The 24,090-nt window shown below is 59.8% G+C and carries 27 protein-coding genes; 7 read left to right on the top strand and 20 right to left on the bottom strand.

Annotated elements, in window-relative coordinates:
• Window positions 1-119 precede the first annotated feature (119 nt).
• On the top strand, window positions 120-401 hold the full coding sequence (locus JFT86_RS09050) for a hypothetical protein (protein ID WP_201231561.1): 282 nt from the start codon (window positions 120-122) through the stop codon (window positions 399-401).
• A gap of 76 nt (window positions 402-477) precedes the next feature.
• On the opposite strand, the gene fba is transcribed toward JFT86_RS09050, so the two are convergent.
• From fba to tkt, 6 genes are all read right to left on the bottom strand, one after another.
• Complete coding sequence (fba, locus tag JFT86_RS09045) at window positions 478-1,542, bottom strand: class II fructose-bisphosphate aldolase (protein WP_003229012.1); 1,065 nt, start codon at window positions 1,540-1,542, stop codon at window positions 478-480.
• Window positions 1,543-1,793: 251 nt separating this feature from the next.
• A complete protein-coding gene (locus JFT86_RS09040) occupies window positions 1,794-2,126 on the bottom strand; it encodes an MliC family protein (RefSeq protein WP_056786480.1) in 333 nt (110 codons plus the stop codon).
• Between the two features lie 57 nt (window positions 2,127-2,183).
• On the bottom strand, window positions 2,184-2,405 hold the full coding sequence (locus JFT86_RS09035; protein ID WP_007913756.1) for a hypothetical protein: 222 nt from the start codon (window positions 2,403-2,405) through the stop codon (window positions 2,184-2,186).
• 34 nt (window positions 2,406-2,439) lie between these two features.
• A complete protein-coding gene (locus tag JFT86_RS09030) occupies window positions 2,440-3,603 on the bottom strand; it encodes a phosphoglycerate kinase (RefSeq protein WP_007913753.1) in 1,164 nt (387 codons plus the stop codon).
• Window positions 3,604-3,615: 12 nt separating this feature from the next.
• Complete coding sequence (gene epd / locus JFT86_RS09025) at window positions 3,616-4,668, bottom strand: erythrose-4-phosphate dehydrogenase (RefSeq protein WP_093429868.1); 1,053 nt, start codon at window positions 4,666-4,668, stop codon at window positions 3,616-3,618.
• 152 nt (window positions 4,669-4,820) lie between these two features.
• Window positions 4,821-6,818, bottom strand: coding sequence for a transketolase (gene tkt / locus JFT86_RS09020; RefSeq protein WP_201236482.1), 1,998 nt, complete (start codon window positions 6,816-6,818; stop codon window positions 4,821-4,823).
• Window positions 6,819-7,076: 258 nt separating this feature from the next.
• Here tkt and JFT86_RS09015 point away from each other — a divergent pair, with 258 nt between their 5' ends.
• From JFT86_RS09015 to JFT86_RS09000, 4 genes are all read left to right on the top strand, one after another.
• Window positions 7,077-8,072, top strand: coding sequence for a metalloregulator ArsR/SmtB family transcription factor (locus tag JFT86_RS09015; protein ID WP_201236481.1), 996 nt, complete (start codon window positions 7,077-7,079; stop codon window positions 8,070-8,072).
• A gap of 18 nt (window positions 8,073-8,090) precedes the next feature.
• Window positions 8,091-9,281: a methionine adenosyltransferase gene (metK, locus tag JFT86_RS09010; RefSeq protein WP_095049497.1), complete on the top strand. Its 1,191-nt coding sequence runs from the start codon at window positions 8,091-8,093 to the stop codon at window positions 9,279-9,281.
• 170 nt (window positions 9,282-9,451) lie between these two features.
• Window positions 9,452-11,119: an NAD-dependent DNA ligase LigB gene (ligB, locus tag JFT86_RS09005; RefSeq protein ID WP_201236480.1), complete on the top strand. Its 1,668-nt coding sequence runs from the start codon at window positions 9,452-9,454 to the stop codon at window positions 11,117-11,119.
• Window positions 11,120-11,216: 97 nt separating this feature from the next.
• Window positions 11,217-11,612 carry a DUF1090 domain-containing protein gene (locus tag JFT86_RS09000; protein WP_201236479.1) on the top strand — a complete coding sequence of 132 codons (396 nt, stop codon included), beginning with the start codon at window positions 11,217-11,219 and terminating at the stop codon, window positions 11,610-11,612.
• A gap of 215 nt (window positions 11,613-11,827) precedes the next feature.
• Here JFT86_RS09000 and JFT86_RS08995 read toward each other — a convergent pair whose 3' ends face one another.
• Entirely contained in the window at window positions 11,828-12,277 is a 450-nt protein-coding gene (locus JFT86_RS08995) for a cytochrome c (protein ID WP_103304271.1), read from the bottom strand.
• 128 nt (window positions 12,278-12,405) lie between these two features.
• Between JFT86_RS08995 and JFT86_RS08990 the strand changes: the two genes are divergently transcribed.
• Window positions 12,406-13,584 carry an MltA domain-containing protein gene (locus JFT86_RS08990; protein WP_201236478.1) on the top strand — a complete coding sequence of 393 codons (1,179 nt, stop codon included), beginning with the start codon at window positions 12,406-12,408 and terminating at the stop codon, window positions 13,582-13,584.
• 119 nt (window positions 13,585-13,703) lie between these two features.
• Here the strand turns inward: JFT86_RS08990 and JFT86_RS08985 are convergent, their stop codons facing one another.
• Together JFT86_RS08985 and JFT86_RS08980 are read right to left on the bottom strand one after the other, a co-directional pair.
• Window positions 13,704-14,087, bottom strand: coding sequence for an MAPEG family protein (locus tag JFT86_RS08985; protein ID WP_201236477.1), 384 nt, complete (start codon window positions 14,085-14,087; stop codon window positions 13,704-13,706).
• A gap of 39 nt (window positions 14,088-14,126) precedes the next feature.
• Window positions 14,127-14,960 (bottom strand): EamA family transporter, encoded by an 834-nt coding sequence (locus JFT86_RS08980; protein ID WP_201236476.1) that lies wholly within the window; start codon window positions 14,958-14,960, stop codon window positions 14,127-14,129.
• A gap of 307 nt (window positions 14,961-15,267) precedes the next feature.
• On the opposite strand from JFT86_RS08980, the gene JFT86_RS08975 reads away from it, so the two are divergent.
• Entirely contained in the window at window positions 15,268-16,437 is a 1,170-nt protein-coding gene (locus tag JFT86_RS08975) for an MFS transporter (RefSeq protein WP_201231569.1), read from the top strand.
• 62 nt (window positions 16,438-16,499) lie between these two features.
• Here JFT86_RS08975 and JFT86_RS08970 read toward each other — a convergent pair whose 3' ends face one another.
• The 11 genes from JFT86_RS08970 to sctD all read right to left on the bottom strand — a co-directional run bounded on the left by JFT86_RS08970 (window position 16,500) and on the right by sctD (window position 24,089).
• Complete coding sequence (locus tag JFT86_RS08970) at window positions 16,500-16,910, bottom strand: CesT family type III secretion system chaperone (protein WP_201231570.1); 411 nt, start codon at window positions 16,908-16,910, stop codon at window positions 16,500-16,502.
• A gap of 6 nt (window positions 16,911-16,916) precedes the next feature.
• Window positions 16,917-18,956: a patatin-like phospholipase family protein gene (locus tag JFT86_RS08965; RefSeq protein ID WP_201236475.1), complete on the bottom strand. Its 2,040-nt coding sequence runs from the start codon at window positions 18,954-18,956 to the stop codon at window positions 16,917-16,919.
• A 93-nt stretch (window positions 18,957-19,049) separates the two neighbouring features.
• The gene (locus tag JFT86_RS08960) at window positions 19,050-19,727 is read right to left on the bottom strand and encodes an HrpE/YscL family type III secretion apparatus protein (RefSeq protein ID WP_201231571.1); all 678 of its coding nucleotides are present in this window, start codon (window positions 19,725-19,727) and stop codon (window positions 19,050-19,052) included.
• Window positions 19,706-20,347 (bottom strand): Yop proteins translocation protein K, encoded by a 642-nt coding sequence (locus JFT86_RS08955; protein WP_201231572.1) that lies wholly within the window; start codon window positions 20,345-20,347, stop codon window positions 19,706-19,708. Before JFT86_RS08955 ends, JFT86_RS08960 begins: the two co-directional genes overlap by 22 nt.
• The gene (gene sctJ / locus JFT86_RS08950; RefSeq protein ID WP_201232228.1) at window positions 20,347-21,096 is read right to left on the bottom strand and encodes a type III secretion inner membrane ring lipoprotein SctJ; all 750 of its coding nucleotides are present in this window, start codon (window positions 21,094-21,096) and stop codon (window positions 20,347-20,349) included. Before sctJ ends, JFT86_RS08955 begins: the two co-directional genes overlap by 1 nt.
• The gene (gene sctI, locus JFT86_RS08945; RefSeq protein ID WP_201231573.1) at window positions 21,093-21,431 is read right to left on the bottom strand and encodes a type III secretion system inner rod subunit SctI; all 339 of its coding nucleotides are present in this window, start codon (window positions 21,429-21,431) and stop codon (window positions 21,093-21,095) included. The genes sctJ and sctI overlap by 4 nt, the downstream gene beginning before the upstream one ends.
• Window positions 21,431-22,012: a YopR/YscH family type III secretion effector gene (locus JFT86_RS08940; protein WP_201231574.1), complete on the bottom strand. Its 582-nt coding sequence runs from the start codon at window positions 22,010-22,012 to the stop codon at window positions 21,431-21,433. Before JFT86_RS08940 ends, sctI begins: the two co-directional genes overlap by 1 nt.
• Window positions 22,009-22,359, bottom strand: a complete 351-nt coding sequence (locus tag JFT86_RS08935; protein ID WP_201231575.1) for a YscG family type III secretion system chaperone — start codon at window positions 22,357-22,359, stop codon at window positions 22,009-22,011. The genes JFT86_RS08940 and JFT86_RS08935 overlap by 4 nt, the downstream gene beginning before the upstream one ends.
• A 2-nt stretch (window positions 22,360-22,361) precedes the next feature.
• Window positions 22,362-22,616 (bottom strand): type III secretion system needle filament subunit SctF, encoded by a 255-nt coding sequence (gene sctF, locus JFT86_RS08930; RefSeq protein WP_095187057.1) that lies wholly within the window; start codon window positions 22,614-22,616, stop codon window positions 22,362-22,364.
• Window positions 22,616-22,819 carry an EscE/YscE/SsaE family type III secretion system needle protein co-chaperone gene (locus JFT86_RS08925; RefSeq protein WP_207196768.1) on the bottom strand — a complete coding sequence of 68 codons (204 nt, stop codon included), beginning with the start codon at window positions 22,817-22,819 and terminating at the stop codon, window positions 22,616-22,618. The genes sctF and JFT86_RS08925 overlap by 1 nt, the downstream gene beginning before the upstream one ends.
• Complete coding sequence (gene sctD, locus JFT86_RS08920; RefSeq protein ID WP_201236474.1) at window positions 22,785-24,089, bottom strand: type III secretion system inner membrane ring subunit SctD; 1,305 nt, start codon at window positions 24,087-24,089, stop codon at window positions 22,785-22,787. The genes JFT86_RS08925 and sctD overlap by 35 nt, the downstream gene beginning before the upstream one ends.
• Window position 24,090: the final 1 nt, after the last annotated feature.

The following is a 24,090-nucleotide window of genomic DNA, read 5'->3' as shown; positions in this document are numbered from 1 at the left end:
AAACTGTCATATCTGACAGGTCACAAGAGCAAGAACTCCTTTCATTATCGTGTACAAGCGCCACCATCTTCTTAGCGGCGCTTCAACAATTTTTAGATAACCTTCAAGGAGTACATGACATGGCACAAACACCACTCATCCATGGAAAAGGTGGTACCGGATGTGGCCCAACTCCCCGGTTGTGGGGGACAGCAGAACCAAATCAGTCGGTCAGAATTATCCAAGCCAATACCGGCGTGCAATATGGACAAGGAATCGCAGGCCCCGATGGGCAATGGGCTATCGACGTGGACCTCTCGAATACTGATCAGTGGGTTACAGTTCAGGCCCAGTCCTATGTAGTTAAAAATGATCTCAATACATACTCACCTTATAGTGCGCCTGTAAATTTACAAAAGTAACACTCAGCGTTGTACCGGAGTTATAAAAAACCCGCCTCACGGCGGGTTTTTTGAATCAGCAGCTTAACGCGAAGACTTAGTTAACCTTGGCGTTCAACTCACCTTTCAGATAACGCTGGAACATCGCTTCCAGCGAGATCGGCTTGATCTTCGAAGCATTACCGGCAGTGCCGAACGCTTCATAACGAGCGATACAAACGTCGCGCATCGCGGTAACAGTCGCGCCGAAGAATTTACGTGGGTCGAATTCGCTCGGGTTGGTGGCCATCAGGCGACGCATCGCACCGGTGGAGGCCAGACGCAGGTCGGTGTCGATGTTGACCTTGCGCACGCCGTACTTGATGCCTTCGACGATTTCTTCAACTGGCACGCCGTAGGTTTCTTTGATGTCGCCGCCGTACTGGTTGATGATCGCCAGCCACTCTTGCGGAACCGACGAGGAACCGTGCATCACCAGGTGGGTGTTCGGGATGCGCTTGTGGATTTCCTTGATGCGGTCGATCGCCAGCACGTCGCCGGTCGGTGGCTTGGTGAACTTGTAGGCGCCGTGGCTGGTGCCGATGGCGATGGCCAGGGCATCAACCTGAGTCTTCTTGACGAAGTCAGCGGCTTCTTCCGGGTCGGTCAGCATCTGGCTGTGATCCAGAACGCCTTCAGCGCCGATGCCGTCTTCTTCACCGGCCATGCCGGTTTCCAGCGAACCCAGGCAGCCCAGCTCGCCTTCAACCGAAACGCCGCAGGCGTGCGCCATGGCCACGGTTTGTTGAGTAACGCGGACGTTGTATTCGTAGTCGGTCGGGGTCTTGCCGTCTTCGCCGAGGGAGCCGTCCATCATCACCGAGCTGAAGCCCAGTTGGATCGAGCGCTGGCAAACGTCAGGGCTGGTGCCGTGGTCCTGGTGCATGCACACCGGGATGTGCGGGAATTCTTCGATTGCAGCCAGTATCAGGTGACGCAGGAAAGGCGCGCCGGCGTATTTACGGGCGCCGGCCGAAGCCTGGACGATCACCGGGGAGTCAGTCTTGTCAGCGGCTTCCATGATGGCGCGCATCTGCTCAAGGTTGTTGACGTTGAAGGCTGGAACGCCGTAGCCGAATTCGGCTGCGTGGTCCAACATCTGGCGCATGCTGATAAGTGCCATTGTGTGTGTCTCTCCCGGTTTGGGTCGTTAATCGTGCCAGCCTGCCGGAGCGGCGGCGGCTATTCAAGTGATTGCAGATCGGGGGTCGAGGCCCGGTCTGGTGATTCGATAAAGCAAATTCTTCAGAACTGCGCAGAACCCCTGTAGGCCTTCGCCTGCTCGCGATAGCAATCTTGCAGTCAATATTGCAGCGACTGTCAGGCCGCTATCGCGAGCAGGCTCGCTCCTACAATGGGCTTGCGGTGTGTCAATTACTGCGCTTTGCAACCGCGGCCGATCAAGTCATTGGTGGCAACCCAGTACACAAGGCCTTCGTCACCCTTGACGTGAAACGCCAGCATGCCATCGCTGTACAGCGTGCCCGAGGCACCCGGCTCTTCTTTCAGGCGATAGACCTGATCGCCGCCGCCCAGTCGAACATCGACTTCCTTCTGGCCGGCATCGGCGTAGCGCCATAGCACTTTGGCCTGGCTGTCGCAGGTCCAGGTGGTCCAGTTATCCACAGGTGCAGACGACTGAAACAGGTTCAACTGCGCGCAACCGCCCAACAATGCCAACGCCGCAATGGCGATCAAGCCTTTCATCCGTGTTCCTCGGCTGACGACGCACGCCGCCAGCCCTGAGTTAAAGAATCAGACCCGTCAAGGACAACCATGTTCCTTGGCCGGGGTTTGCGTCTCGTATTTGTCCAGGCCGTCCGGCCCGGAACGCTTGTTCAGCACCGGGTTGGTTTCGGCCTGCCAGTCGGCCTGATAACAGCCCTTCTGCGACTCGCTGGGTGCCGGCGTCGCTTCGGCCTTCGGGTTACTCCCGCAGGCTGCCAGCGTACCGGTCAGCAACAACAGTGCTAACGACTTGACCATGTGACCACTCCTTTGCCTGGCCAAACGGGCGGCCTCAGGCCTTGGCCCGGCTTTCCAGGACTTCTACGGCTGGCAGCACTTTGCCCTCGACGAATTCGAGGAACGCGCCACCGCCGGTGGAAATGTAGGAGATTTGCTCAGCCACGCCATATTTATCGATGGCCGCCAGGGTGTCGCCACCGCCAGCGATGGAGAACGCCGAGCTTTCAGCGATGGCCTGGGCCAGCACTTTTGTGCCGTTGCCGAACTGGTCGAATTCGAACACGCCGACCGGACCGTTCCACAGAATGGTTTTCGACGATTTCAGCAGTTCGGCGAAGTTCGCGGCGGTCTGCGGGCCGATGTCCAGAATCATGTCGTCAGCGGCAACGTCAGCGATGAGCTTGACGGTGGCTTCAGCAGTTTCAGCGAATTCCTTGGCAACCACGACGTCGACTGGCAGCGGCACGCTGACCTTGGCGGCGATGGCGCGTGCAGTGTCGAGCAGGTCCGGCTCGTACAGCGACTTGCCGACCGGGTGACCGGCAGCGGCGAGGAAGGTGTTGGCGATGCCGCCGCCGACGATCAGTTGATCGCAGATCTGGCTCAGGCTGTTCAGCACGTCGAGTTTGGTCGAGACCTTGGAACCGGCAACGATCGCAGCCATTGGTTGCGCCGGCGCGCCCAGGGCTTTGCCCAGTGCATCCAGTTCAGCGGCCAGCAGCGGACCAGCAGCGGCGACTTTGGCGAACTTGGCGACACCATGCGTCGAACCTTCGGCGCGGTGAGCGGTGCCGAATGCGTCCATCACGAACACGTCGCACAGGGCGGCGTATTGCTGGGCCAGTTCGTCAGCGTTCTTTTTCTCACCTTTATTGAAGCGTACGTTTTCGAACAGCACAATGTCGCCGGCCTTGACGTCAACGCCGCCGAGGTAATCGGCAACCAGCGGCACTTCGCGGCCCAGGGCCTTGCTCAGGTAGTCGGCGACAGGCTTGAGGCTGTTCTCGGCGGAGAATTCGCCTTCGGTCGGACGGCCAAGGTGCGAGCAGACCATCACGGCCGCACCTTTCTCCAGGGCCAGCTTGATGGTCGGCAGCGAAGCCAGGATACGCGCATCGCTGGTGACAACACCGTCCTTGACTGGGACGTTGAGGTCTTCGCGGATCAATACGCGCTTACCTTGCAGATCGAGGTCGGACATCTTCAACACGGTCATGGGTCGCACTTCCTACGGTTTTTTTGAAGTTGCTGTTTGCAGATAGTGTTCTGCAACGTCCAGCATTCGGTTGGCAAAACCCCATTCGTTGTCGAACCAGGCCAGGATGTTCACCAGTTTGGGGCCGGAAACACGGGTCTGACTGGCATCGACGATGGCCGAATGTGGGTCATGGTTGAAATCACAGCTTGCGTGCGGCAACTCGGTGTAAGCCAGCAGGCCTTTGAGCGGGCCGCTGGTGGCGGCCTCGCGCAGGATCCGGTTGACCTCATTGGCGTCGGTCGCCGTGGCGGTCTGCATCGTGATGTCGAGGCACGACACGTTGACCGTCGGCACACGTACGGCTTTGGCCTGAATTCGCCCGGCAAGTTCCGGCAGCAGACGCTCGATACCGCGCGCCAGACCGGTGGACACCGGGATCACCGACTGAAACGCCGAACGCGTGCGGCGCAGGTCTTCGTGATGATAGGCGTCGATTACCGGCTGATCATTCATCGCCGAGTGAATCGTGGTGATCGACACGTAATCGAGGCCGATCGCCTTATCCAGCAAACGCAACAGCGGCACGCCACAATTGGTGGTGCAGGAGGCGTTGGACACCAGCAACTCGTCGCCAGTCAGGCAATCCTGATTGACGCCGTAAACGATGGTGGCGTCGACATCCGCCTCGCTGGCCATTGGCTGCGAGAACAACACGCGTGGCGCGCCGGCGTCGAGGAAACGCTGGCCATCTTCACGGGTGTTATAGGCACCGGAGCACTCAAGCACCAGATCGACGCCCAGCGACGCCCAATCGATGCCTTCGGGGGTGGCACTGCGCAGGACCTTCACGCAGTCGCCATTAATATGCAGACAATCGCCTTCAACCCTCACCTCGCCGGGAAAGCGGCCGTGGGTGGAGTCGAAGCGTGTCAGGTATTCGATGCTGGCCATGTCGGCCAGATCGTTGATCGCGACAATTTCAAACCCGGCTTTTTCGCCTCGCTCAAACAACGCACGCAAGACGCAACGACCAATCCGGCCGTAGCCGTTGAGTGCAACTTTGTAGGGACGCGGTTGAGGCATGGGGTTCTCGATTACCGTGGTGAATCATGCAGCTCTTTATTATTTGGACCGACGCTATCGCGAGCAGGCTCACTCCTACATGGGCAACGTAAAACCCTGTAGGAGTGAGCCTGCTCGCGAAGGCGTCATCCCGGACGACGCACCTGCCGGACTTAGTCTTCCAGCAGTTCTTCAGCCTGACCCAGGATGTTTTCCAGGGTGAAGCCGAACTCTTCGAACAGTGCCGAAGCCGGAGCCGATTCGCCGTAGGTGGTCATGCCGATCACGCGACCTTCCAGACCCACATACTTGAACCAGAAGTCGGCGTGAGCCGCTTCGATGGCGATACGCGCGCCAACCTGCAACGGCAGCACGGCTTGCTTGTAGCCGGCGTCCTGAGCATCGAACACGCTGGTGCAAGGCATCGAAACCACACGCACCTTGCGGCCCTGCTCGGTCAGTTTGTCGTAAGCCTGAACAGCCAGGCCGACTTCGGAACCGGTCGAGATCAGGATCAGCTCAGGCTCGCCTGCGCAGTCCTTCAGCACGTAACCGCCACGGCTGATGTCGGCGATCTGGCCGGCATCACGTTCCTGGTGCTGCAGGTTCTGACGCGAGAAGATCAGCGCCGACGGGCCGTCCTTGCGCTCCAGAGCGTTTTTCCAGGCCACTGCCGATTCAACGGCATCGGCTGGACGCCAGGTGTCGAGGTTCGGGGTGGTGCGCAGGCTGGTCAGTTGCTCGACCGGCTGGTGCGTCGGGCCGTCTTCGCCCAGACCGATGGAGTCGTGGGTGTAGACGTGGATCACCTGCTTCTTCATCAGCGCGGACATGCGCACTGCGTTGCGCGCATATTCCATGAACATCAGGAAGGTCGCGCCGTAAGGCACCAGACCGCCGTGCAGGGTCACGCCGTTCATGATCGCGGTCATGCCGAATTCACGCACGCCGTAGTACATGTAGTTGCCGCTGGCATCTTCAGCGCTGACGCCTTTGCAACCTTTCCACAGGGTCAGGTTGGAACCGGCGAGGTCAGCGGAGCCGCCAAGCAGTTCCGGCAGCAGCGGGCCGAACGCGTTCAGGGTGTTCTGGCTGGCTTTACGGCTGGCGATGGTTTCGCCTTTGGCCGCGACTTCAGCGATGTAGGCCGAGGCTTTTTCGGAGAAGTCCGCCGGCAACTCACCGCTCAGACGACGCACCAGTTCGTTGGCTTCGGTCGGGAACGCGGCGGAGTAGGCAGCGAAACGCTGATCCCACTCGGCTTCAACAGCGCGGCCAGCTTCTTTGGCATCCCACTCGGCATAGATGTCGGCCGGGATTTCGAACGGGCCGTAATTCCAGTTCAGCGCCTTGCGGGTCAGAGCGATTTCCGCGTCACCCAACGGGGCGCCGTGGCAGTCTTCTTTGCCTTGCTTGTTCGGCGAACCGAAACCGATGGTGGTCTTGCAGCAGATCAGTGTCGGCAGCGGGCTCTTGCGCGCGGTTTCGATGGCAGTCTTGATCTCTTCCGGGTCATGACCGTCAACGTTGCGGATCACTTGCCAGTTGTAGGCTTCGAAACGCTTCGGCGTGTCATCGGTGAACCAGCCTTCGACTTCGCCATCGATGGAGATACCGTTGTCATCGTAGAAAGCGATCAGCTTGCCCAGACCCAGGGTGCCGGCCAGGGAAGCGACTTCGTGGGAAATGCCTTCCATCATGCAGCCATCACCGAGGAACACGTAGGTGTGGTGGTCGACGATGTTGTGGCCAGGACGGTTGAACTGCGCGCCCAGCACTTTTTCCGCCAGGGCGAAGCCCACGGCGTTGGCCAGACCCTGACCCAGTGGGCCGGTGGTGGTTTCGACGCCCGGGGTGTAACCGAATTCCGGGTGACCCGGGGTACGGCTGTGCAGTTGACGGAACTGCTTGATGTCGTCAATCGACAGGTCGTAACCGGTCAGGTGCAGCAGCGAGTAGATCAGCATCGAGCCATGGCCGTTGGACAGCACGAAGCGGTCACGGTCGGCGAACGATGGATTGCTCGGGTTGTGCTTGAGGTAGTCGCGCCAAAGCACTTCGGCGATATCTGCCATACCCATAGGGGCACCGGGATGGCCGCTGTTGGCTTTTTGCACGGCATCCATGCTGAGGGCACGAATGGCGTTGGCACGCTCACGACGGCTAGGCATCGCTGATCTCCTGGGTGTGAATAGATTGAAACGGAAAAAAGGAGGGCATTTTCCCTCACCCGAGCGCCTTGGGGCAATGATAGATACTCATCCGGGGGCGTTTTTCCCATGGTTAACGGCGGTTTCGGTTGGTGAAACCTTTCCGCTGTTCGTTTGTAGAGTTAACCGATTCGTGAGAAGTGCCATTTATCGAGCAATATCAAAACTTTTTGATATTGGCCTTGCGGTGATTTACCCCCGTCTCTAGACTGCTGCCCCATGAACTTACGCGTGCCTTCCATTCGCCATGACGATTGCGACGAGCTGGCGGCCCTGTGCAAGGCCGGCGGTGATCCGCTGCGGCTGAATGTACTGCGCGCGCTGGCCAACGATTCGTTTGGCGTGCTGGAACTGGCGCAGATTTTTGGTATTGGCCAGTCCGGCATGAGTCATCACCTGAAAGTCCTGGCGCAAGCCGATCTGGTGGCGACCCGCCGCGAAGGCAACGCGATTTTCTATCGTCGCGCCCTGCCCCACACCGAACTTCTGGGTGGCAAGCTACACGCTGCACTGTTAGAAGAAGTCGACAATCTGGCGCTCCCGGAAGACGTCCAGGCGCGAATCGCTCAGGTTCACGCCCAGCGCGCCGCCGCCAGCCAGGACTTTTTCGCCCGGGTCGCGGAAAAATTTCGCGCCCAGCAAGACCTGATTGCCGGCCTGCCGCAGTACCGTGAAAGCGTGCTGGCCCTGCTCGACAAACTGAATTTCAATGGTGCTGCCACGGCCATTGAAGTCGGCCCCGGCGATGGTGCTTTTCTGCCGGAACTGGCGCATCGTTTTGGCACCGTAACCGCGCTGGACAACAGCCCGGCGATGCTCGAACTGGCGCGTCAGGTATGTGAGCGTGAACAACTGGCTAACGTCAGCCTGCAATTGGCCGATGCATTAAACGGCACCAGCCTTCAGGCCGATTGCGTTGTACTGAATATGGTGTTGCACCATTTCGCCGCGCCGGCCGAAGCGCTCAAGCACATGGCCGACCTGCTGCAACCGGGCGGTAGCCTGCTCGTGACAGAGTTATGTAGCCACAACCAGAGTTGGGCCAGGGAGGCCTGCGGTGATCTGTGGTTGGGGTTTGAACAGGACGATTTGGCCCGTTGGGCCACCGCTGCGGGACTCGTTCCCGGGGAAAGCCTCTATGTAGGCTTACGTAATGGTTTCCAGATCCAGGTTCGCCACTTTCAGCGACCGGCTGGCGACACTCACCATCGGTAAATTCAGGAAAACATCGAGATGAGCGAATACTCCCTCTTCACCTCCGAGTCCGTGTCTGAAGGACATCCGGACAAAATCGCCGACCAGATTTCCGATGCGGTGCTGGACGCCATTATTGCCCAGGACAAACACGCACGCGTTGCCGTGGAAACCCTGGTCAAGACCGGCGTGGCCATTGTTGCCGGTGAAGTGACCACCAGCGCCTGGGTCGATCTGGAGCAGATCGTTCGTGACGTCATCTGCGACATCGGCTACACCAGCTCCGAAGTCGGCTTCGACGGCGCGACCTGCGGCGTGATGAACATCATCGGCAAGCAGTCCCCTGACATCAACCAGGGTGTTGACCGTGCCAAGCCTGAAGATCAGGGCGCCGGCGACCAGGGCCTGATGTTCGGCTACGCCAGCAACGAAACTGAAGTACTGATGCCAGCCCCGATCACCTTCTCGCACCAGCTAGTGCAGCGCCAGGCCGAAGCCCGTAAATCGGGTCTGCTGCCTTGGCTGCGTCCGGACGCCAAGTCGCAAGTGACTTGCCGTTACGAAGGCGGCAAGGTTGTCGGTATCGACGCCGTGGTTCTGTCGACCCAGCACAACCCTGAAGTGTCGTACAAAGACCTGCGCGAAGGCGTGATGGAGCTGATCGTCAAGCACGTACTGCCTGCCGAACTGCTGAGCAAAGACACCCAGTTCCACATCAACCCGACTGGCCAGTTCATCATTGGCGGCCCGGTAGGTGACTGCGGTTTGACCGGTCGCAAGATCATCGTCGACAGCTACGGCGGCATGGCCCGTCACGGCGGTGGCGCGTTCTCCGGCAAGGATCCATCGAAGGTTGACCGTTCGGCTGCCTACGCTGGCCGTTATGTTGCCAAGAACATCGTCGCGGCCGGTCTGGCCGAGCGTTGCGAGATTCAGGTGTCCTACGCGATCGGTGTGGCCCAGCCTACTTCGATCTCGCTGAACACGTTCGGCACCGGCAAGATCAGCGATGACAAAATCATCAAACTGGTCCGCGAAGTGTTCGACCTGCGTCCATACGCAATCACCACCATGCTCGACCTGCTGCACCCGATGTACCAGGAAACTGCAGCGTACGGCCACTTCGGTCGCGCTCCAGAGACCAAGACTGTTGGCGAAGACACCTTCACCACCTTCACCTGGGAAAAAACCGACCGCGCCGACGCTCTGCGTTCTGCTGCCGGCCTGTAAGCTTTCCCCGGAGGTACAAAAAGCCCCGCACGGTTCGCGCCATGCGGGGCTTTTTCATGGACTGCGATCTTTTGATTTTAATGTCCCGCAACACCCGGAAAAACAACCAACCGGCCTCGCTCGAAATCCTGACTAGCCTTCAGGGTTCCCCATGAGCAAGGACGCTCACAATGCGCTTTTATTTTTTGGTTCTACTCGGTTTCATCAGCCTGACTGCCCACGCCGCCCAATGCCCGAGCTGGCCTGCCGCCCAGGCTCAACGCGAAATCACCGCCCTGCAACACCAGATCCGTCAGTGGGACGATGCCTATCACCGCGAAGGCCGCTCGCTGGTTGCCGACGAACTCTACGACCAGTCGCGCCTGCGACTAAGTGAATGGCAAAGGTGCTTTGATTTGCCCTCGGCAATCGAACCTTTACGCTCGACCTCTGGTTCCGTGACACATCCCATCGCTCACACCGGCCTCGATAAGCTGCATAAAGCCGAGGCTGTGCAAGCCTGGCTTCGAGGCCGCAAGGATGTCTGGGTACAACCCAAAGTCGATGGCGTCGCGGTGACACTGATTTATCACGCTGGCGTTCTGCAACAGGCAATCAGTCGCGGCGACGGGGTCAACGGACACGACTGGACGGCATCGGCGCACAAGATCAAAGCGATTCCGCAACGACTGACGCAACCCGTGGATCTGCTGGTGCAAGGCGAGTTGTATTGGCGTCTGAACGAGCATGTGCAGGCCCGCTCCGGCAGCGTCAACGCCCGCGCCACGGTGGCTGGACTGATGGGACGCAAATCCCTGAATGACCAACACGCCAGCGACATCGGTCTGTTTGTCTGGGACTGGCCGCAAGGCCCTGCGGACTTGCCTGCAAGGTTATCGACCTTGGCGGCACTGGGCTTCCCCGCCACCGAGCCTTACAGCCACCCCGTCACTGACTTCGCCGATGCGCAGAAATGGCGTGATCACTGGTATCGCTCGCCCCTGCCGTTCGCCAGCGATGGTGTAGTTTTGCGCCAGAGCCAGCGCCCGGCCGCCGAACGCTGGAAGGCTCGCGCGCCCTACTGGGCCATCGCCTGGAAGTATCCGTTCGCCCAGGCGCTGGCCGACGTGCGCAAAGTCAATTTCAAGGTCGGGCGCACCGGGCGCATTACCCCGGTGCTGGAACTGACACCGGTAATGCTTGATGACCGCCAGATCAAACGGGTCAGCACGGGTTCGCTGAAGCGTTGGGTGGAACTGGACATCCGTCCCGGTGATCAGGTGGCGATCAGTCTGGCGGGGCTGACGATTCCGCGACTCGACGGCGTTGTGTTGCGCGCCACTGAACGCGCGGACATCAATATCCCCAGCGCCAGCGACTTCCATGCCTTGAGCTGCTTGCAGCCGACGCCCGGCTGCGAAAGCCAGTTTCTCGCGCGCCTGACCTGGCTCAGTGGCAAACACGGACTGGCGATGCAACATGTCGGTCGTGGCACCTGGGAGAAACTTCTCGAAACAGGCCGCCTGAACAACCTGCTGGATTGGTTGACCCTCGACGCGCCAGAGCTTGCTAACATTGCCGGCTTCGGCGACCGCAGCAGTGAGCGCCTGATCTACAGTTTTCGCAGCGCCCGCCAAAGACCATTCGCACAGTGGCTCAAGGCACTGGGCTTGCCACCAACAGGTGGGGCAAGACTGGCTGAGTCGTGGCAGGCACTGGCACAACGTGACACCGAACAATGGCAGGCAGAAGCCGGCATCGGCCCCGGTCGCGCGGCGCAATTGAGCGCATTTTTTCGCGACCCGCAGGTGCTGGCCTTGAGTCAAACCTTACACGCCGCCGGTATCGACGGCTTCTGAACATGCAATCCCGGTGCGCCGGGAACCCAACGGCCGCCGAGGCGCTCCAACAGCGCAGTGCCCGACCGACCTGATTGCCTTTGCACATGGAGCTTTTATGAAATTTCTCACACCGCTCGCCCTGCTCACTCTTTGCGGCGTCATGGCCGCACCCGTGATGGCTGCCGAGGACGCTCCGGGCCTCACCGGTTGCGCTGCCAAGAAGCAGGGCATCATGAACCAGATCGAACAGGCCAAATCCCGTGGCAACACCGATCAGCAGGCCGGCCTGCAAACGGCACTGGATGAAGTGACGAAGAACTGCACCGACGCTGGCCTGAAGAAAGAGCGTGAAAACAAGGTGCTTGATGCCAAGCACGAAGTCAGCAAACGCCAGGCTGATCTCGATAAAGCCATGAAGAAAGGCGATCCCGAGAAGATCAACAAACGCAAAGACAAACTCGCCGAATCGCGCAAGGAATTGCAGGAAGCGCTGGACGAAATCGACAAATAATCAGCAGCACTGAAAGTGTGGCCAGGTGAAGAACCCTGTGGCGAGGGAGCTTGCTCCCGCCCGGCGGCGCAGCCGTCGTAAATCCGGCCAACCGAGTCCGCCTGAAACAACTCGGTTGAATGGTTTCGGGGCTGCGGCGCAACCCAGCGGGAGCAAGCTCCCTCGCCACAGTTGCTGAGCATTCCTGAATATCTCAGCGGTCACGGCAGTCCCAGTCAATGATCCCGAAACTGTTTATGGCAAGCGCTGCAGGCATCTTCAACTTTCTGCACCGCAGGCCCGAGGTTGCTGGCCTTGTACGGTTGAACCTTGCTGGCGATCACCAATTCACCGGTGGCCGCTTCAAGGGTGCGGGCCATTTCCTGAAACTGCGCCTGTTTCTGCCAGACATCGTCCTTGGCGCTGGTGTGATCTTCTTCGCGAACCTGCGGGAAATGCTTCCACGGTTCATGAGACAACGCATCAAGCTTCACCGCACCTTCAGCAAACTTCGGCCCGTCGAACGGAATGCGTCCACGCAACATGCCACCCAGATCCTCACCGGTCTTGAGCATCTGTTTGAAGATCGCCTTGCGTTGTCCCAGCGGAGAGTTCGGATCGACACCGCCACAGGCGGACAAGGTCAGACAGGCCAGCAATACAACAGCAATTCGTTTAAGAGTCATGGTGGCTTCAGGTCACGGAATTCGGCGGCCAGTATCCCCGCGTCACCGCCAAACACCAATAGCCCTATTAAAAATACGGGTTGTTCGAGCGCATGGAGCACTCGGGCAACCGGCACAGGAATCACTCCATGAACAGCCGTTTCAAGGCCTGGCGTCACCCACTGATCGCAACCCTGCCCCTGCTGGCGATTCTCGCCGGCTGCACCGGAGGCGACAGCGCCAAGCCGAAAACCCATGCGTTGGCGACTTATTCCAGCGCAACCTGGGAAGCACTGCCGGCGGTATCAGACAGTGATCTGGTCGCTGGCTTCGGCTCGTGGCGCAGTGCGTGTACCCGACTCAAGGCCGACCCGGTCTGGGGTACAACCTGTGCAGCAGCGGCCAACGTGCCACAAAGTGCTGGCGAGATTCGTGCGTTCCTCAAACAAAATCTCGACGTCTACGGGCTGCGCGCTGAAAACGACAACCCCAACGGTCTGATCACCGGTTATTACGAACCGGTGTACCCCGGCAGCCTGACGCCCACCGATGTGGCGAACGTACCGGTGTACGGCGTCCCCGAAGACATGATCATCGTCTCGCTGGACAGCATATATCCCGAGTTGAAAGGCAAGCGCCTGCGCGGTCGCCTTGAAGGTCGCGTGCTGAAACCTTACGACGATGCAGCGACCATTGAGTCGAAAGGCGTGAAAGCACCGGTGGTTGCCTACCTGACCGATCCGATGAACCTGCAATTCCTGCAGATCCAGGGTTCCGGGCGTATTCAGACGCAGGACGGCAAGCAACTGCGCATCGCCTACGCCGACCAGAACGGTCACCCGTATCGCCCGATCGGCCGCTGGCTGGTCGAGCAAGGCGAACTGAAGAAAGAAGACGTGACCATGAACGCCATCAGCAACTGGGCCAAAGCCAATCCGGCGCGGATCCCGGAACTGCTCGGCAGCAACCCGAGTTATGTGTTCTTCACTCGCAACCCGGACAGCAATGAAGGCCCTCGCGGTTCGCTGAACGTGCCGCTCACGGCCGGTTATAGCGCCGCGGTGGACCGCAAGGTGATTCCGTTGGGCAGTCTGTTGTGGCTGTCGACTACCCGCCCGGACGGTACGGCACTGGTGCGCCCGGTGGCGGCGCAAGACACTGGCGGCGCGATTGCCGGCGAGGTTCGTGCGGATCTGTTCTGGGGCACCGGCGACGCGGCCGGGCAATTGGCCGGGGACATGAAACAGCAGGGACAGATCTGGATGCTCTGGCCCAAAGGCGCGGCATTGCCGCAAGTGCCGCAGGTTGCCGACACGGAGAAGAAGTAACTCGGCAGATTAGCGGCGGCAGTTAAAAAGCCATCGCGAGCAGGCTCACTCCTGCATTTGGAATGCGTCCCCTGTAGGAGTGAGCCTGCTCGCGATGAGGCCAGCAGTAATATCAATAATCAAACAGACACAAAGAAGAACGCAGCAATCAACCCCATCCCGACAAACCACACCAGCGACCGCATGATCGCCCAGTCCGCCAGATAGCAAATGATGTAAAGCAGGCGACTGGTGATGAACAGCACCGCCAGCACATTCACTGTCACCAACTGCGCCGTCCCCACCAGATGCGCAACTATCACCGCAGCGGCAAACGCCGGCATCACTTCAAAGCTGTTCAGTTGCGCCGCATGCGCGCGCCGAGCCACACCGTTAAGACTTTCCAGAAAATCGCGCGGATCGTGATTGTCACTCAGCCTGTAACCACCCACCGCCTTGGCGACACCTGTGCACACATACGGCAGGAAAATCGCGATCAATACACACCACAGAGCCACCGTCATAACGCCGTCCTTTTTTCGAGTTATAGAATTCGCGAGCGGTTAGAACTTCATCACCAGCATGCCGATCAGCACCAGCCCACAGGCTAAGAGCCGCGGCCGGCCGAAAGGTTCTTTGAGATAGCGCATACCAAACAGCACCACCAGAATCACGCTGATCTCGCGCAATGCCGCCGCTTCCGCAATCGAGCCCAACTGCATTGCCCACAGCACCAGAGCGTAGCTGAACAACACGCAGAATCCGACCGCCAGCCCCAGCTTCCATTGCTCACGCCAGAACTGCAGAAACGCCGGACGCTTGGCCACCCATGCGAGCAGCGGAAACGGCCAGGCACTGAGCAGCGTGACCCAGACCAGATAGTCCAGCGGGTGCGACCAGCGCCGCAACGCCTGACCGTCGATGTAGGTGTAGCAACCGATGCACAGCCCGATCAGCGCGACCACCGGCAACATCGACCACGGCAGATGCTTGCCGCCACCGCCCTGCCAGAGCAGGCAGGCCATGCCGAAGGGAATCAGCATGATCCCGAAGATCTGCTGAGTGGTCAGTACTTCGCCGGCAAAGATCAGGGTCAGCGCCAACACCACCAGCGGCGACAAACCGCGCATCAATGGATAGACCAGCCCCAGGTCGCCGACCCGATACGCCTGAATCAGCAGATAGCGGTAGAGCAACTCAAAGGCTGCCGAAGCGAGTATCCACGGCCAGATTTCCATCGGCGGCAAGTTCACGAAGGGCAGCGCAATGGCGACGAACAACAGCGCCACGGTGTCCATGCACGCCACCACCAGCAGCCGTTCGGCGCTGAACTTGATCAGGGTATTCCACGCCGCATGCAACAGCGCCGCCACCAACACCAAACCCGTCGCCAGCACAAACACACTCCTTATTTTTATTAGCCCCTGTAGGAGCTGCCACAGGCTGCGATCTTTTGATCTTGCCGGTAAAAAACAAAATCAAAAGATCGCAGCCTTCGGCAGCTCCTACAGGGAGTCGTCGAATAGTCAGATTATTGATTCGCGATGTGTCAGCAGCTGTTTATACTGCAAGCGACCACGCCGCACTCAGTTGCGCACAGAAAAATTCCAATAATGACTGCCTGCCCCGCTCTCTCCCCGAGACCGGTCGTTGGCCTGCGTATGCCTGATCACAGCGTCAAGACTACCGACAGAGACCTTGCGCATGCCACTCGCCTTGCTTGCACTTGCCGTTGCCGCGTTCGGCATCGGCACCACTGAATTCGTCATCATGGGCCTGCTGCCCGATGTCGCCCGCGATCTCGCCGTGAGCATTCCGCATGCCGGCCTGCTGATCACCGGTTATGCCTTGGGCGTGGTGTTCGGTGCCCCGATCCTGGCGATCGGCACGGCGAACATGCCGCGCAAAGCCACGCTGCTGGGGATGACGCTGATGTTCATCCTCGGCAACGTACTCTGCGCTCTCGCACCGAACTACGCGACGCTGATGGCCGCGCGGGTGGTCACGGCGCTGTGCCACGGTGCATTCTTCGGCATCGGTTCGGTGGTGGCTGCCGGACTGGTCGCACCAAACAAACGCGCACAGGCGATTGCCATGATGTTCACCGGCCTGACCCTGGCCAACGTCCTCGGCGTACCACTGGGCACCGCGCTCGGCCAGTACGCCGGTTGGCGCTCGACGTTCTGGGCGGTCTCGGTGATCGGCGTCATCGCGGCACTCGCGCAGTGGCTGTGGCTGCCCAAACACATCCCGATGGACAAGGCCAACCTGGCCAGCGAGTTCAAGGTGCTGGGCAAGGTCAATGTGCTGTTGGCTCTGGGCATGAGTGTGTTGGCGTCGACCAGTCTGTTCAGTGTGTTCACCTACATCGCGCCTATCCTGCAGGACATAACGGGGGTCAGCCCGCACGGTGTGACGGTGATGCTGCTGTTGTTCGGTGTTGGCCTGACCGGCGGCAGCATGCTCGGTGGACGCCTGGCCGACAGCCGTCTGCTGCCATCACTGGTGGGCGTGGCCTTGGCGGTGGTGGTAATTCTCGCGGCATTCAGCCAGACCAGCCGCTCGGTGGTGCCGGCAGCGATCACCCTGGTGCTGTGGGGAATTTTTGCTTTCGCGCTGTGCCCGATCCTGCAACTGCTGATCATCGATCAGGCCCATGAAGCGCCGAATCTTGGCTCGACGCTGAACCAGAGCGCTTTCAACCTCGGCAACGCGGCCGGTGCATGGATCGGCGGACTGGTGGTGGCCAGCGGCGCGGATCTGGCGGATCTGCCGTGGACTGGCGCGCTGGTCGGTGTGCTGACGGTACTGACCGCTGTATTTTTCATCTACCTGCAACGCAACCGCCACGTCGCTGCCGACATTGCGCACTGAGTTGACGCCACCTTGAAATGATACCGGGCCAGCAAAGGCCCGGTGTCGTTCAAACAGTCAGCTCAGACAAATACGCCGCCTCGCAAAGGCTCATCGGTCAGCGTCGCTCCTGGCTCGGTCAATGAGCTGAACAAGGTATGACCTTGCAGCAATTTGCCGTACCAGGTGTTCAACTGCTCAACGTCTGCCTGCCCGTCAAGCGCTTCGACCCACAGCACCAGATCACCTGCAATGTCTGCCGTCATCCGCACCGGAGCAAGCAGCGAGAACGGGCTGTTGACCTGCAACAATTGCAGGACCACACCCTGCAGCAGCGTCCTCGGCAGCGCGCCCAGACGCAATGCAATCAACCAGCCGCCGGGTGTGCGCTCGAGCAACAACTCAGGCCCGTCGCCAACGCGCAAACGGCAGGTCTGCTGTGCCTCTGACGGCAACGCCAAATCCCATTGATCCAGCCATGCTTTAACTGTCATGAGGGTTTACTCCTTGATCCGCCAGGCTCGGGCCATGTTGACGGTGGTAGAACTGAATGCCTTGCTCCAGGGTTTGTTACGCGCGCCGTAATTGTCCGCAAGGTCATCCAGCGCTCGATTGATCTCGGCCGGAGTGGTTGCACGCATCAGGCTTTGCTCGACGCGACGCAACAACGCCACGTTGGATTTCGGCTGTCCGACACGGAACAGGGAAGGCAAGATCACTTCCTTGCGAATGTTCTCAGCAATCACCGCTACATCGCGCTTGCGCATTTCGTCCACCGCCGCCTTCAGTACCGGCGACTCCAAAGGTGTATTGCGCAGAGCGCCGAGCAAGCGTTGATGGTCGGTGTTATCGGCGTTGTTCAACGTTTTGCTCAACCATTCCTTGCGCTCCGGCGTAGTCGCCAAGGCATCCAGCCGCGAGAAGGCCGAACGCAGGTTATCGGTCAGCTTCATGTTTTCAGCCGAGAGGATCGCCACCGTCAGCCCGGATAACGCCTCGCCAACCTCCCGCCGGAACTGCACAACGTCTGCTGTACGCACCGGATCCTGGGCCGCGACACTGGCAAGCATTTCGTCATCAAGGGCCAGCAACGCTCCTTCCATCGTCGCAAACGTGTGGGCTTCGCGGGCCTGTAAACGGTTGTCGAGGTGGTCACCGACTTCGTTCTGCAATAACGCCTGCAACGAATTCTTGACGCTGGCGGGCATGGTGAAGTTCAGGGTTCCGCCCAGCATCCCGCTGTAGTCGCCCGACTCGGTCTTGAGTGGCACCACGACAGTCTGATCTTCGAACGCGGCAAGCCCCCGGTCTTGCAGTGCCGCTTGCGCTCCCAGCGGAGCACCCACGATACCCTCCGTCACATTGATAGCCCCCCGGCCCGGCCCTTTTTGTGCCACCGGATCCTCAGGAAACTTGAGGATGAGGTTATCGGCCTGACGCAACGGGCTGTTCGAGAACTGCCGATTGATCATCTCGGGAACCGGCACATTGAGCATGACACCGCCATCCTGAAACAGCGTGACTTCGCCCTGTTCCTGGAACGGGTGCGCGGTTTCCGCGACTTTCTGGAACACCAGCGGGAACGACCCGGAAATGTGTGCAGCACGGGCAATGTCCATGTCGGGGGTCAGGTCGGCGTTGAACACCACCAACTGCGGACGCCCTTCGTACATGGCCGTGCCGGTCATGCTCAGTTCCTTGATCTGTGGGATATACCGGCTGAGCACAGTCAGGTCGCGGAAGGTCACCACGCCGCCGGCCCCCAGTTTCTGTGCAATAGCTCTCACGGCGGGTTGCTCAGCGATGTCCATATGAGCCGCGATCTGGTGCATTACCGACTTACTCGTCTCCTCGCGCAGGACCTTCTCCAGCGGTGCCGCTTCGGAATCCGAACGTGGCAAGATGTCGTACAGCAGACGAACAATGCTGCCGACTACACCCATCCTGCCAAAGGTGATTGCATAGGCGCAGCCGGAAATCACATGCTGGACTTTTCTCAACCAGCTTTTACCGCTGTCGAGCAGGGTGATCAGGTCCATGTTGTCCGACAGAGTCTTGAACGAACCGGCGCTCATGCCCGACGCCAGCAGCGCGGCCGTGATAGCCCCGGCCGACGAACCGGAAATACTCTTGATGCCCTCTAGCGCACCCTTGTTTTCCAACGCCGAAATCGCCCCCGGATACGCCGCGCCTTTGGCGCCACCACCGCTGAGGACCAGGGTGGTCAACGGCGGCCGCGCCAGTTGCACTTCGGTGACGCCGTTCTCGAAACTGCGCAGCGTAACCTTGCGCTGTCCCGCCGCATCGGCGATCAACTGCGACGTACCTTCAGGCTGTGGGGTTACCAGGCTGGCACGGCTGATGTCCGGTACTTTCGCGCTGAGGGCAATGCCAATCGTGGTCTTGAGCGCAGCCATCAGACTCTGACCCACAACCTGGCTGGACAAGGTGCCCTTGGCCGGTTGCGAATCCTTCGGAGGGGTGACTTCCTGCTGCCTGCCGGCACTGGCGAGCGCGTTGACTGAGGACGGAATTAGCATAATGGCTCCCAATAAACGTTGGTCCTTTACAGGAGCCAATACTAAGGGAACGGTTTTTTTGGCTTTTCCAATATCGGGCGTATTTTTGTCAATTTAGAACGTCAATGCTGGCGCATCGACAGCACTGTCGATGGCGGTCGCAGAGGCTCTGCCCTTGTGCAGCCACGCCTGCTTGAAGGCAGCCTCCAGAGCACTCAACTGACCATCGACGCTCGCGTCGATAATGCCGATTTCGGTCTCCAGAATGCAGCCGCCCTGATCCAGCCGGGCATCGGCAATGACCTCGACGTAGCCCACTTCCGGAAAATCCTTGAGCACCCGGGAGATCTGTTCGCGCACCTCAAGCACCTGATCCGGCTGCACGTGCAGGATCACCTGCTTCTGGTTGCTGACCAGTGACAGCGCCTGCTGCGTCACTTGCAACGTCAACTCGATATTGTCGTAGTGCTGGAGAATCTTGCGCACCGCTTGTAGCACCACGTCGCTCATCTGTTGTTCGACCTCACGGTAATACTGATGACACTGCAACAGCGTCTCCTGAATCAGTGTGGCCTGACGAATACGTGCCTCTTCGATGCCAGCCTGCCAGCCCAATGCCTTCTGTTGTGCGTAGACATCATGGGCGGCCTGTTCGATTTCGGCGGCGCGCTTGCGAGCCACTTCGACCAGTTCGCCTGCTGTCAGATAATCCTGATAGTCGCGGCTGCGCAGCAACACCTGGTCCGGCGCGAGCTGCACTTCAGAGGCTTTTATTTCAATAAATGGAAGCATTGCGGGCTCACTTGTCGGGCGATTTTCAGGCACAACGCCTGGGCCAATGAACGCTGGTGACTGCTCACTGCCCACTGCACCGGGGGCGCGGACGCAGCGGTATCGGTGAGCGCCAGGCGCAAGGCAATGCGCCGGGCAAATCCCGGTGCAACGTCAATGCAGGCCTGCAACCAGAAAGCCAGTGCACGTTGGCGCAGGCAATCACCGAGCTCACCGTCAGGCAATGGCTGCTGCCAGCCTTGCGGCCAGGCGCCTATGATCAGATCCAGTTGCTCCAGGCAGTAGCGATGTCCTGCCTCGCCGATCACCGCGTGAACCCGACGCAGGTTGTTCGCGTCCAGTACCTGGCGAATTGCGTGGCCATGCAGCAGTGCGCCCAAGTAACCGAGGGTCTTCTCCAGCGCAGCCTGCTCAAAGAACGCGAGGCCTGCGAGGGTCGGCGGTAACTCGTAGTCGATGTCCAGCGAACACTCGTTCAGCAGCCAGGCGTTGATTCCACTGTGCCGACGCCAATGGCTCAGTGTGTCCGTCAATTGCATCAGCGCAGGCGGAACACGCGTAAGGTGGATGTAGCGGGCCGGGCAAAATCGCAGTTGATAGGGCGTCAGCAACAACGTCATTACGAAGCCCTGCTGCGCTGCCACAAGTACTGACCGAGGTTGCTCACCACCAGCAGCGCAACCAGTAAGCCGAACAGCCCGAGTAACCGTCCACGGGATGCTTCCGTCACCTGAATCGAGAACACCGTGTCATAACGCGGTGCGAGCGGAACTTGCCGAACGTCCGCCGAAGGCACCAGCACCACGCTGATGCGGTCGTAACTCAGGCCTTCAATGCCGTTGTTCACCAGTTGCTTGATCTGCGGAATGTAGGCGTCGAGCTGGATGTCGGCTGCATGCTTGATAAACACCGACGCCGAAGCCGGGGAAGATTTCTTGCCCAGACCATCACGGTCTTCAGGCAGCACCACATGGACGCGCGCCACCAGTACGCCGTCGATCTCCGACAGGGTCCGGGAGATCTCCTGGGCCTTGGCGTAATTGAGCCTGGCACGCTCCTCGACCGGCGAGGAGATCAATCCTTCTTTGGGAAACACATCCTTCAGCGTGGAAAAGCTCTCACGCGGATAGCCCTTGCGCTTGAGCGCGTCGATGGCCTCGGCAATATCCGACTCCTCGACCAGCAGTTTGATCTTGCCATCCTTGTCCGGCTGCTTGGACGCTCCGATCCCTTCGGTGCGCAGCAACGCGAGCATTTCATTGCCTTCTTTCTGGCTGATACCGGCATAAAGTTCGACCTTGCAACCGGCGAGCAACATCACGGTCAGCAACATCAGAGTTCGATTGAGTCTCTTCACGCAGCACCTTATTGGGTTTTCATCAGCGTTTCGACATTCTGACTCATGCGTCCGACCGTCTTGGCGATCAGCTCTTCCTGCATGCTGATGCGCATCAACGACCACTGCATCTGCATCAGGCTGCTCGGGTCATCACCGGGGGTCGACAGCTCGACCTCAAGGTCGTGCTTGGCCTGAGAGAAACGTTCTTTGATCTGTCCGATTTCATTGAGCAGGTTGCCCCCAAGACTCTCGGTGCCCTTGGCCATCGCCTGCTCGAAATCGGCGATTTGCCCGGCACTGGCCTGGGGGTTCTTGAGCTCATCGAGACTGGTGACCGCGGCCTGACTTATCTGACTAATGTCCATCACGACTCCAGATCGGGTGAGTGGGTGAAGCTCATCATGTTTTTGACCAATCCGTTGGTCGGGATCAGGATCTGCAACTCGCTGCGCACCAGGGTGTCCAGGTACTCGCTGCCCTCAATCCCCTTGATCTCGCCCAGTACGTAGAGCAACAGCGTTTCCTGTTGCTTGCCAAAAGGTGCCTGCTCCTTGAGCAGGTCCTTGAGCGCCAGACGATCCTGCTCAGGCCCTCCCCGTGATTGCGGGAACTGCGCCAGCAAGCGGTCCGACAGACCGTCCATGAGCCAGTCACGCAACTCGGAACGACGGTTCTTGGCCGACTCCGGCAGGTCCTCGCGAAACCATTTCCAGACGGTGTCGCGCTGCTGCGTGCGGTCCATTCCCGTCAGGGCTGTCGTCAGGCTCGCGCCTTGCAACCACAGTTGCTGAGCGGCATCGACCGGCGCTGGCCGGGTCGCCACCGGAGGGCCCTTCATCGCCGCCTCGAAGGCCTGCACCTGAGCGGGCTCGACCGGCGCCGGGGGTCTTGCGTCCGGTCCATTGCGCATTGGCACCTGCGCGGACGACCCATCAATTTTGTTCATGGCCCCTCCGGGTTACGCATGCCTTGGGCAAACTGCACCAGGCGCGGGTCATCGCTCGCGGCCAGCTCGGCCAGACGCCGATCCAGCGCCGTGCCCAGGCCCAGTCGCCATTCGCACAACGCCAGCCAGGGTGCCAGTTCCGGCCAGGGCTGACCCTCGCCCAACTCCAGCGCCTGTTGGTAATGCCCCTGATTCATCAGACTGGAGAGACGGATCAGGCACGCGGCCTGCGCCTGCCCCTCAACCTGCTCGAGCCAGTTGGCAATCTGCTGCGCTTCTTCGTGGCAATGGTGGCCGGTACCGGCCAGGGCTAGTTCTGCCATCAGCCCTTTCAATGAACTGTCCATCATCAGATTTTCTGCAGGATGCCCTGCATCAGGTCTCTCATCGAACGCGTGACGGTCGAGTTGATGTTGTAGATCACCGACCATTTGTTGAGTTTGTGCTGAAGCTCGGCCAGCAGCGCCGGGTTGTCAGCGGCCTCCTTGAGTGCCGCAATGGCATCACCGACTTCCTTGTTGGCGTTGTTCGCCTGCTCCTTGAGGTTGTCCGCGACTTTGTCGAGGGTGTTGACGGCGCTGTCATTGGTAAAAATCGATGCCATTACGAAGCTCCCTTGAGGGTGTTGAGAATGCTGATGGCAGCCTCGACTGCCTGGGCTTCCATCTGCCATTGCTGGTATTGCCGAGGCTCACCGCCGCTGATCAAACGACGCTTGCCAATGGCCTGGGCCTGTTCCAACTGCGCGCGAATCTGCCGCTCAAAATCCACGTCAGCGGCGCACAGACGCTCCTCCAAAGCCGTCATCACTAAGTGGCTCTCCCTTCAGGTTGATGATGAATTGTTGTTTGCCGCGACTGACAATCACGGCGTCGGCATTGATCGCCAACACCCTCACGCCTTGCGGAGTCGACGCATCGACCGGGTATTTCTGACCGTCACCCAGTACCACATAAGGCAGTTTGCCGAGAGACACCGAACGCACCACGAACTCCAGCTCATCGGTACTGGCGCGCTTGTTGCGACTGAGTAGTTCCAGGGCCGGGCGGGCGCCGAACTCCTGACGAAATTCACGCTGCAACTTATAAAACTGGTTGAGCTGCGCCTCATCGAGCTGCCCGCGCATCTCGATGCGCTCGCCCTTGTCGTCATAGGCCAATGCGGTTTCAAGGCCGAAATCCGCGAGCATCTGGTCGAGTCGCTTGAGGTGCGAGCCGGCCAGCCGTACGCGGTTTTCCACGCCCAGCAATCCGGGTACGTCTGCCTTGAGCAGGCTGTCGATTTGTAGCCAGTGATCATCTTCCAGCGCCAGCTCGCCGGTCAGGCGAATCCAGCCGGGTTGATCGGCATTAACGGTGCGTACCTGGCGATAACCGAATTTCTGCAGGATGAATTCCACTCCTTGCCGAATTTCTTCCATGCTGCGTACATCGAGCCGATAGGTCAGCGTGCTGCGCTCAAGGTATTGCTGCAGTGCCAACCGTGCGCGGTTATCTTCCAGGTAACCCGTGAGTGTGATGCTGCCATTGGCCTGTGGCTCCGCGACCTGCACGGACTGGAACTGGCGATCACGTAAAAAACTGCGCAACGCGACCAGCGGATCTTCGCCGGTCATACCGCCGCTGCCGCCCGACCATGGCCCGCCAAGCAACCCCACGAAACCCACCAGCAGCAACACGCTGACGGCGAGCATCAGTCGTCCTCCCCAATAGGCCCGAGGCAGCTTCGCCCGCCGTTCCTGGGGGTTGGCAGCGATGGGCAACTGCTCGCTGAACTGACGCTCCTGAGCGCAAAAAGCCCACAGCAACGGCCCGCAAGCCTGTCGGACCAGCGCCTGCAACGCAGTGCCACCCACCAGCGGCTGGCCCCCCTGAAGCGGCTGATTACCCTCGGCCCACTCCAGCAGACGAACACCTTGCGGGTCGACGTCCAAGACCAGATGAACCGGCGCAATACCTTCATCGACCAGCACCAGATCGGCTTGCAACGGATCGCTGCCGATGACCACACGCCCTTCGGCCAGCGGCACTTCGACCCCTTGGTTGAGGCCGCTGTAAAAACGGATTTTCCAACTCATT

This window comes from Pseudomonas sp. TH06, from assembly GCF_016651305.1.
GTDB lineage: Bacteria > Pseudomonadota > Gammaproteobacteria > Pseudomonadales > Pseudomonadaceae > Aquipseudomonas.
The sequence above is the reverse complement of the archived record's forward strand: the minus strand, read 5'-3'. Positions and strand labels throughout refer to the sequence as shown.

Excerpts from the sequence above, each read along its gene's own strand:
- JFT86_RS09050 (WP_201231561.1), top strand. The coding sequence starts at position 120 with ATGGCACAAACACCACTCATCCATGGAAAAGGTGGTACCGGATGTGGC.
- fba (WP_003229012.1), bottom strand. The coding sequence starts at position 1,542 with ATGGCACTTATCAGCATGCGCCAGATGTTGGACCACGCAGCCGAATTC.
- JFT86_RS09040 (WP_056786480.1), bottom strand. The coding sequence starts at position 2,126 with ATGAAAGGCTTGATCGCCATTGCGGCGTTGGCATTGTTGGGCGGTTGC.
- JFT86_RS09035 (WP_007913756.1), bottom strand. The coding sequence starts at position 2,405 with ATGGTCAAGTCGTTAGCACTGTTGTTGCTGACCGGTACGCTGGCAGCC.
- JFT86_RS09030 (WP_007913753.1), bottom strand. The coding sequence starts at position 3,603 with ATGACCGTGTTGAAGATGTCCGACCTCGATCTGCAAGGTAAGCGCGTA.
- epd (WP_093429868.1), bottom strand. The coding sequence starts at position 4,668 with ATGCCTCAACCGCGTCCCTACAAAGTTGCACTCAACGGCTACGGCCGG.
- tkt (WP_201236482.1), bottom strand. The coding sequence starts at position 6,818 with ATGCCTAGCCGTCGTGAGCGTGCCAACGCCATTCGTGCCCTCAGCATG.
- JFT86_RS09015 (WP_201236481.1), top strand. The coding sequence starts at position 7,077 with ATGAACTTACGCGTGCCTTCCATTCGCCATGACGATTGCGACGAGCTG.
- metK (WP_095049497.1), top strand. The coding sequence starts at position 8,091 with ATGAGCGAATACTCCCTCTTCACCTCCGAGTCCGTGTCTGAAGGACAT.
- ligB (WP_201236480.1), top strand. The coding sequence starts at position 9,452 with ATGCGCTTTTATTTTTTGGTTCTACTCGGTTTCATCAGCCTGACTGCC.
- JFT86_RS09000 (WP_201236479.1), top strand. The coding sequence starts at position 11,217 with ATGAAATTTCTCACACCGCTCGCCCTGCTCACTCTTTGCGGCGTCATG.
- JFT86_RS08995 (WP_103304271.1), bottom strand. The coding sequence starts at position 12,277 with ATGACTCTTAAACGAATTGCTGTTGTATTGCTGGCCTGTCTGACCTTG.
- JFT86_RS08990 (WP_201236478.1), top strand. The coding sequence starts at position 12,406 with ATGAACAGCCGTTTCAAGGCCTGGCGTCACCCACTGATCGCAACCCTG.
- JFT86_RS08985 (WP_201236477.1), bottom strand. The coding sequence starts at position 14,087 with ATGACGGTGGCTCTGTGGTGTGTATTGATCGCGATTTTCCTGCCGTAT.
- JFT86_RS08975 (WP_201231569.1), top strand. The coding sequence starts at position 15,268 with ATGCCACTCGCCTTGCTTGCACTTGCCGTTGCCGCGTTCGGCATCGGC.
- JFT86_RS08970 (WP_201231570.1), bottom strand. The coding sequence starts at position 16,910 with ATGACAGTTAAAGCATGGCTGGATCAATGGGATTTGGCGTTGCCGTCA.
- JFT86_RS08965 (WP_201236475.1), bottom strand. The coding sequence starts at position 18,956 with ATGCTAATTCCGTCCTCAGTCAACGCGCTCGCCAGTGCCGGCAGGCAG.
- JFT86_RS08960 (WP_201231571.1), bottom strand. The coding sequence starts at position 19,727 with ATGCTTCCATTTATTGAAATAAAAGCCTCTGAAGTGCAGCTCGCGCCG.
- JFT86_RS08955 (WP_201231572.1), bottom strand. The coding sequence starts at position 20,347 with ATGACGTTGTTGCTGACGCCCTATCAACTGCGATTTTGCCCGGCCCGC.
- sctI (WP_201231573.1), bottom strand. The coding sequence starts at position 21,431 with ATGGACATTAGTCAGATAAGTCAGGCCGCGGTCACCAGTCTCGATGAG.
- JFT86_RS08940 (WP_201231574.1), bottom strand. The coding sequence starts at position 22,012 with ATGAACAAAATTGATGGGTCGTCCGCGCAGGTGCCAATGCGCAATGGA.
- JFT86_RS08935 (WP_201231575.1), bottom strand. The coding sequence starts at position 22,359 with ATGGACAGTTCATTGAAAGGGCTGATGGCAGAACTAGCCCTGGCCGGT.
- sctF (WP_095187057.1), bottom strand. The coding sequence starts at position 22,616 with ATGGCATCGATTTTTACCAATGACAGCGCCGTCAACACCCTCGACAAA.
- JFT86_RS08925 (WP_207196768.1), bottom strand. The coding sequence starts at position 22,819 with ATGACGGCTTTGGAGGAGCGTCTGTGCGCCGCTGACGTGGATTTTGAG.
- sctD (WP_201236474.1), bottom strand. The coding sequence starts at position 24,089 with ATGAGTTGGAAAATCCGTTTTTACAGCGGCCTCAACCAAGGGGTCGAA.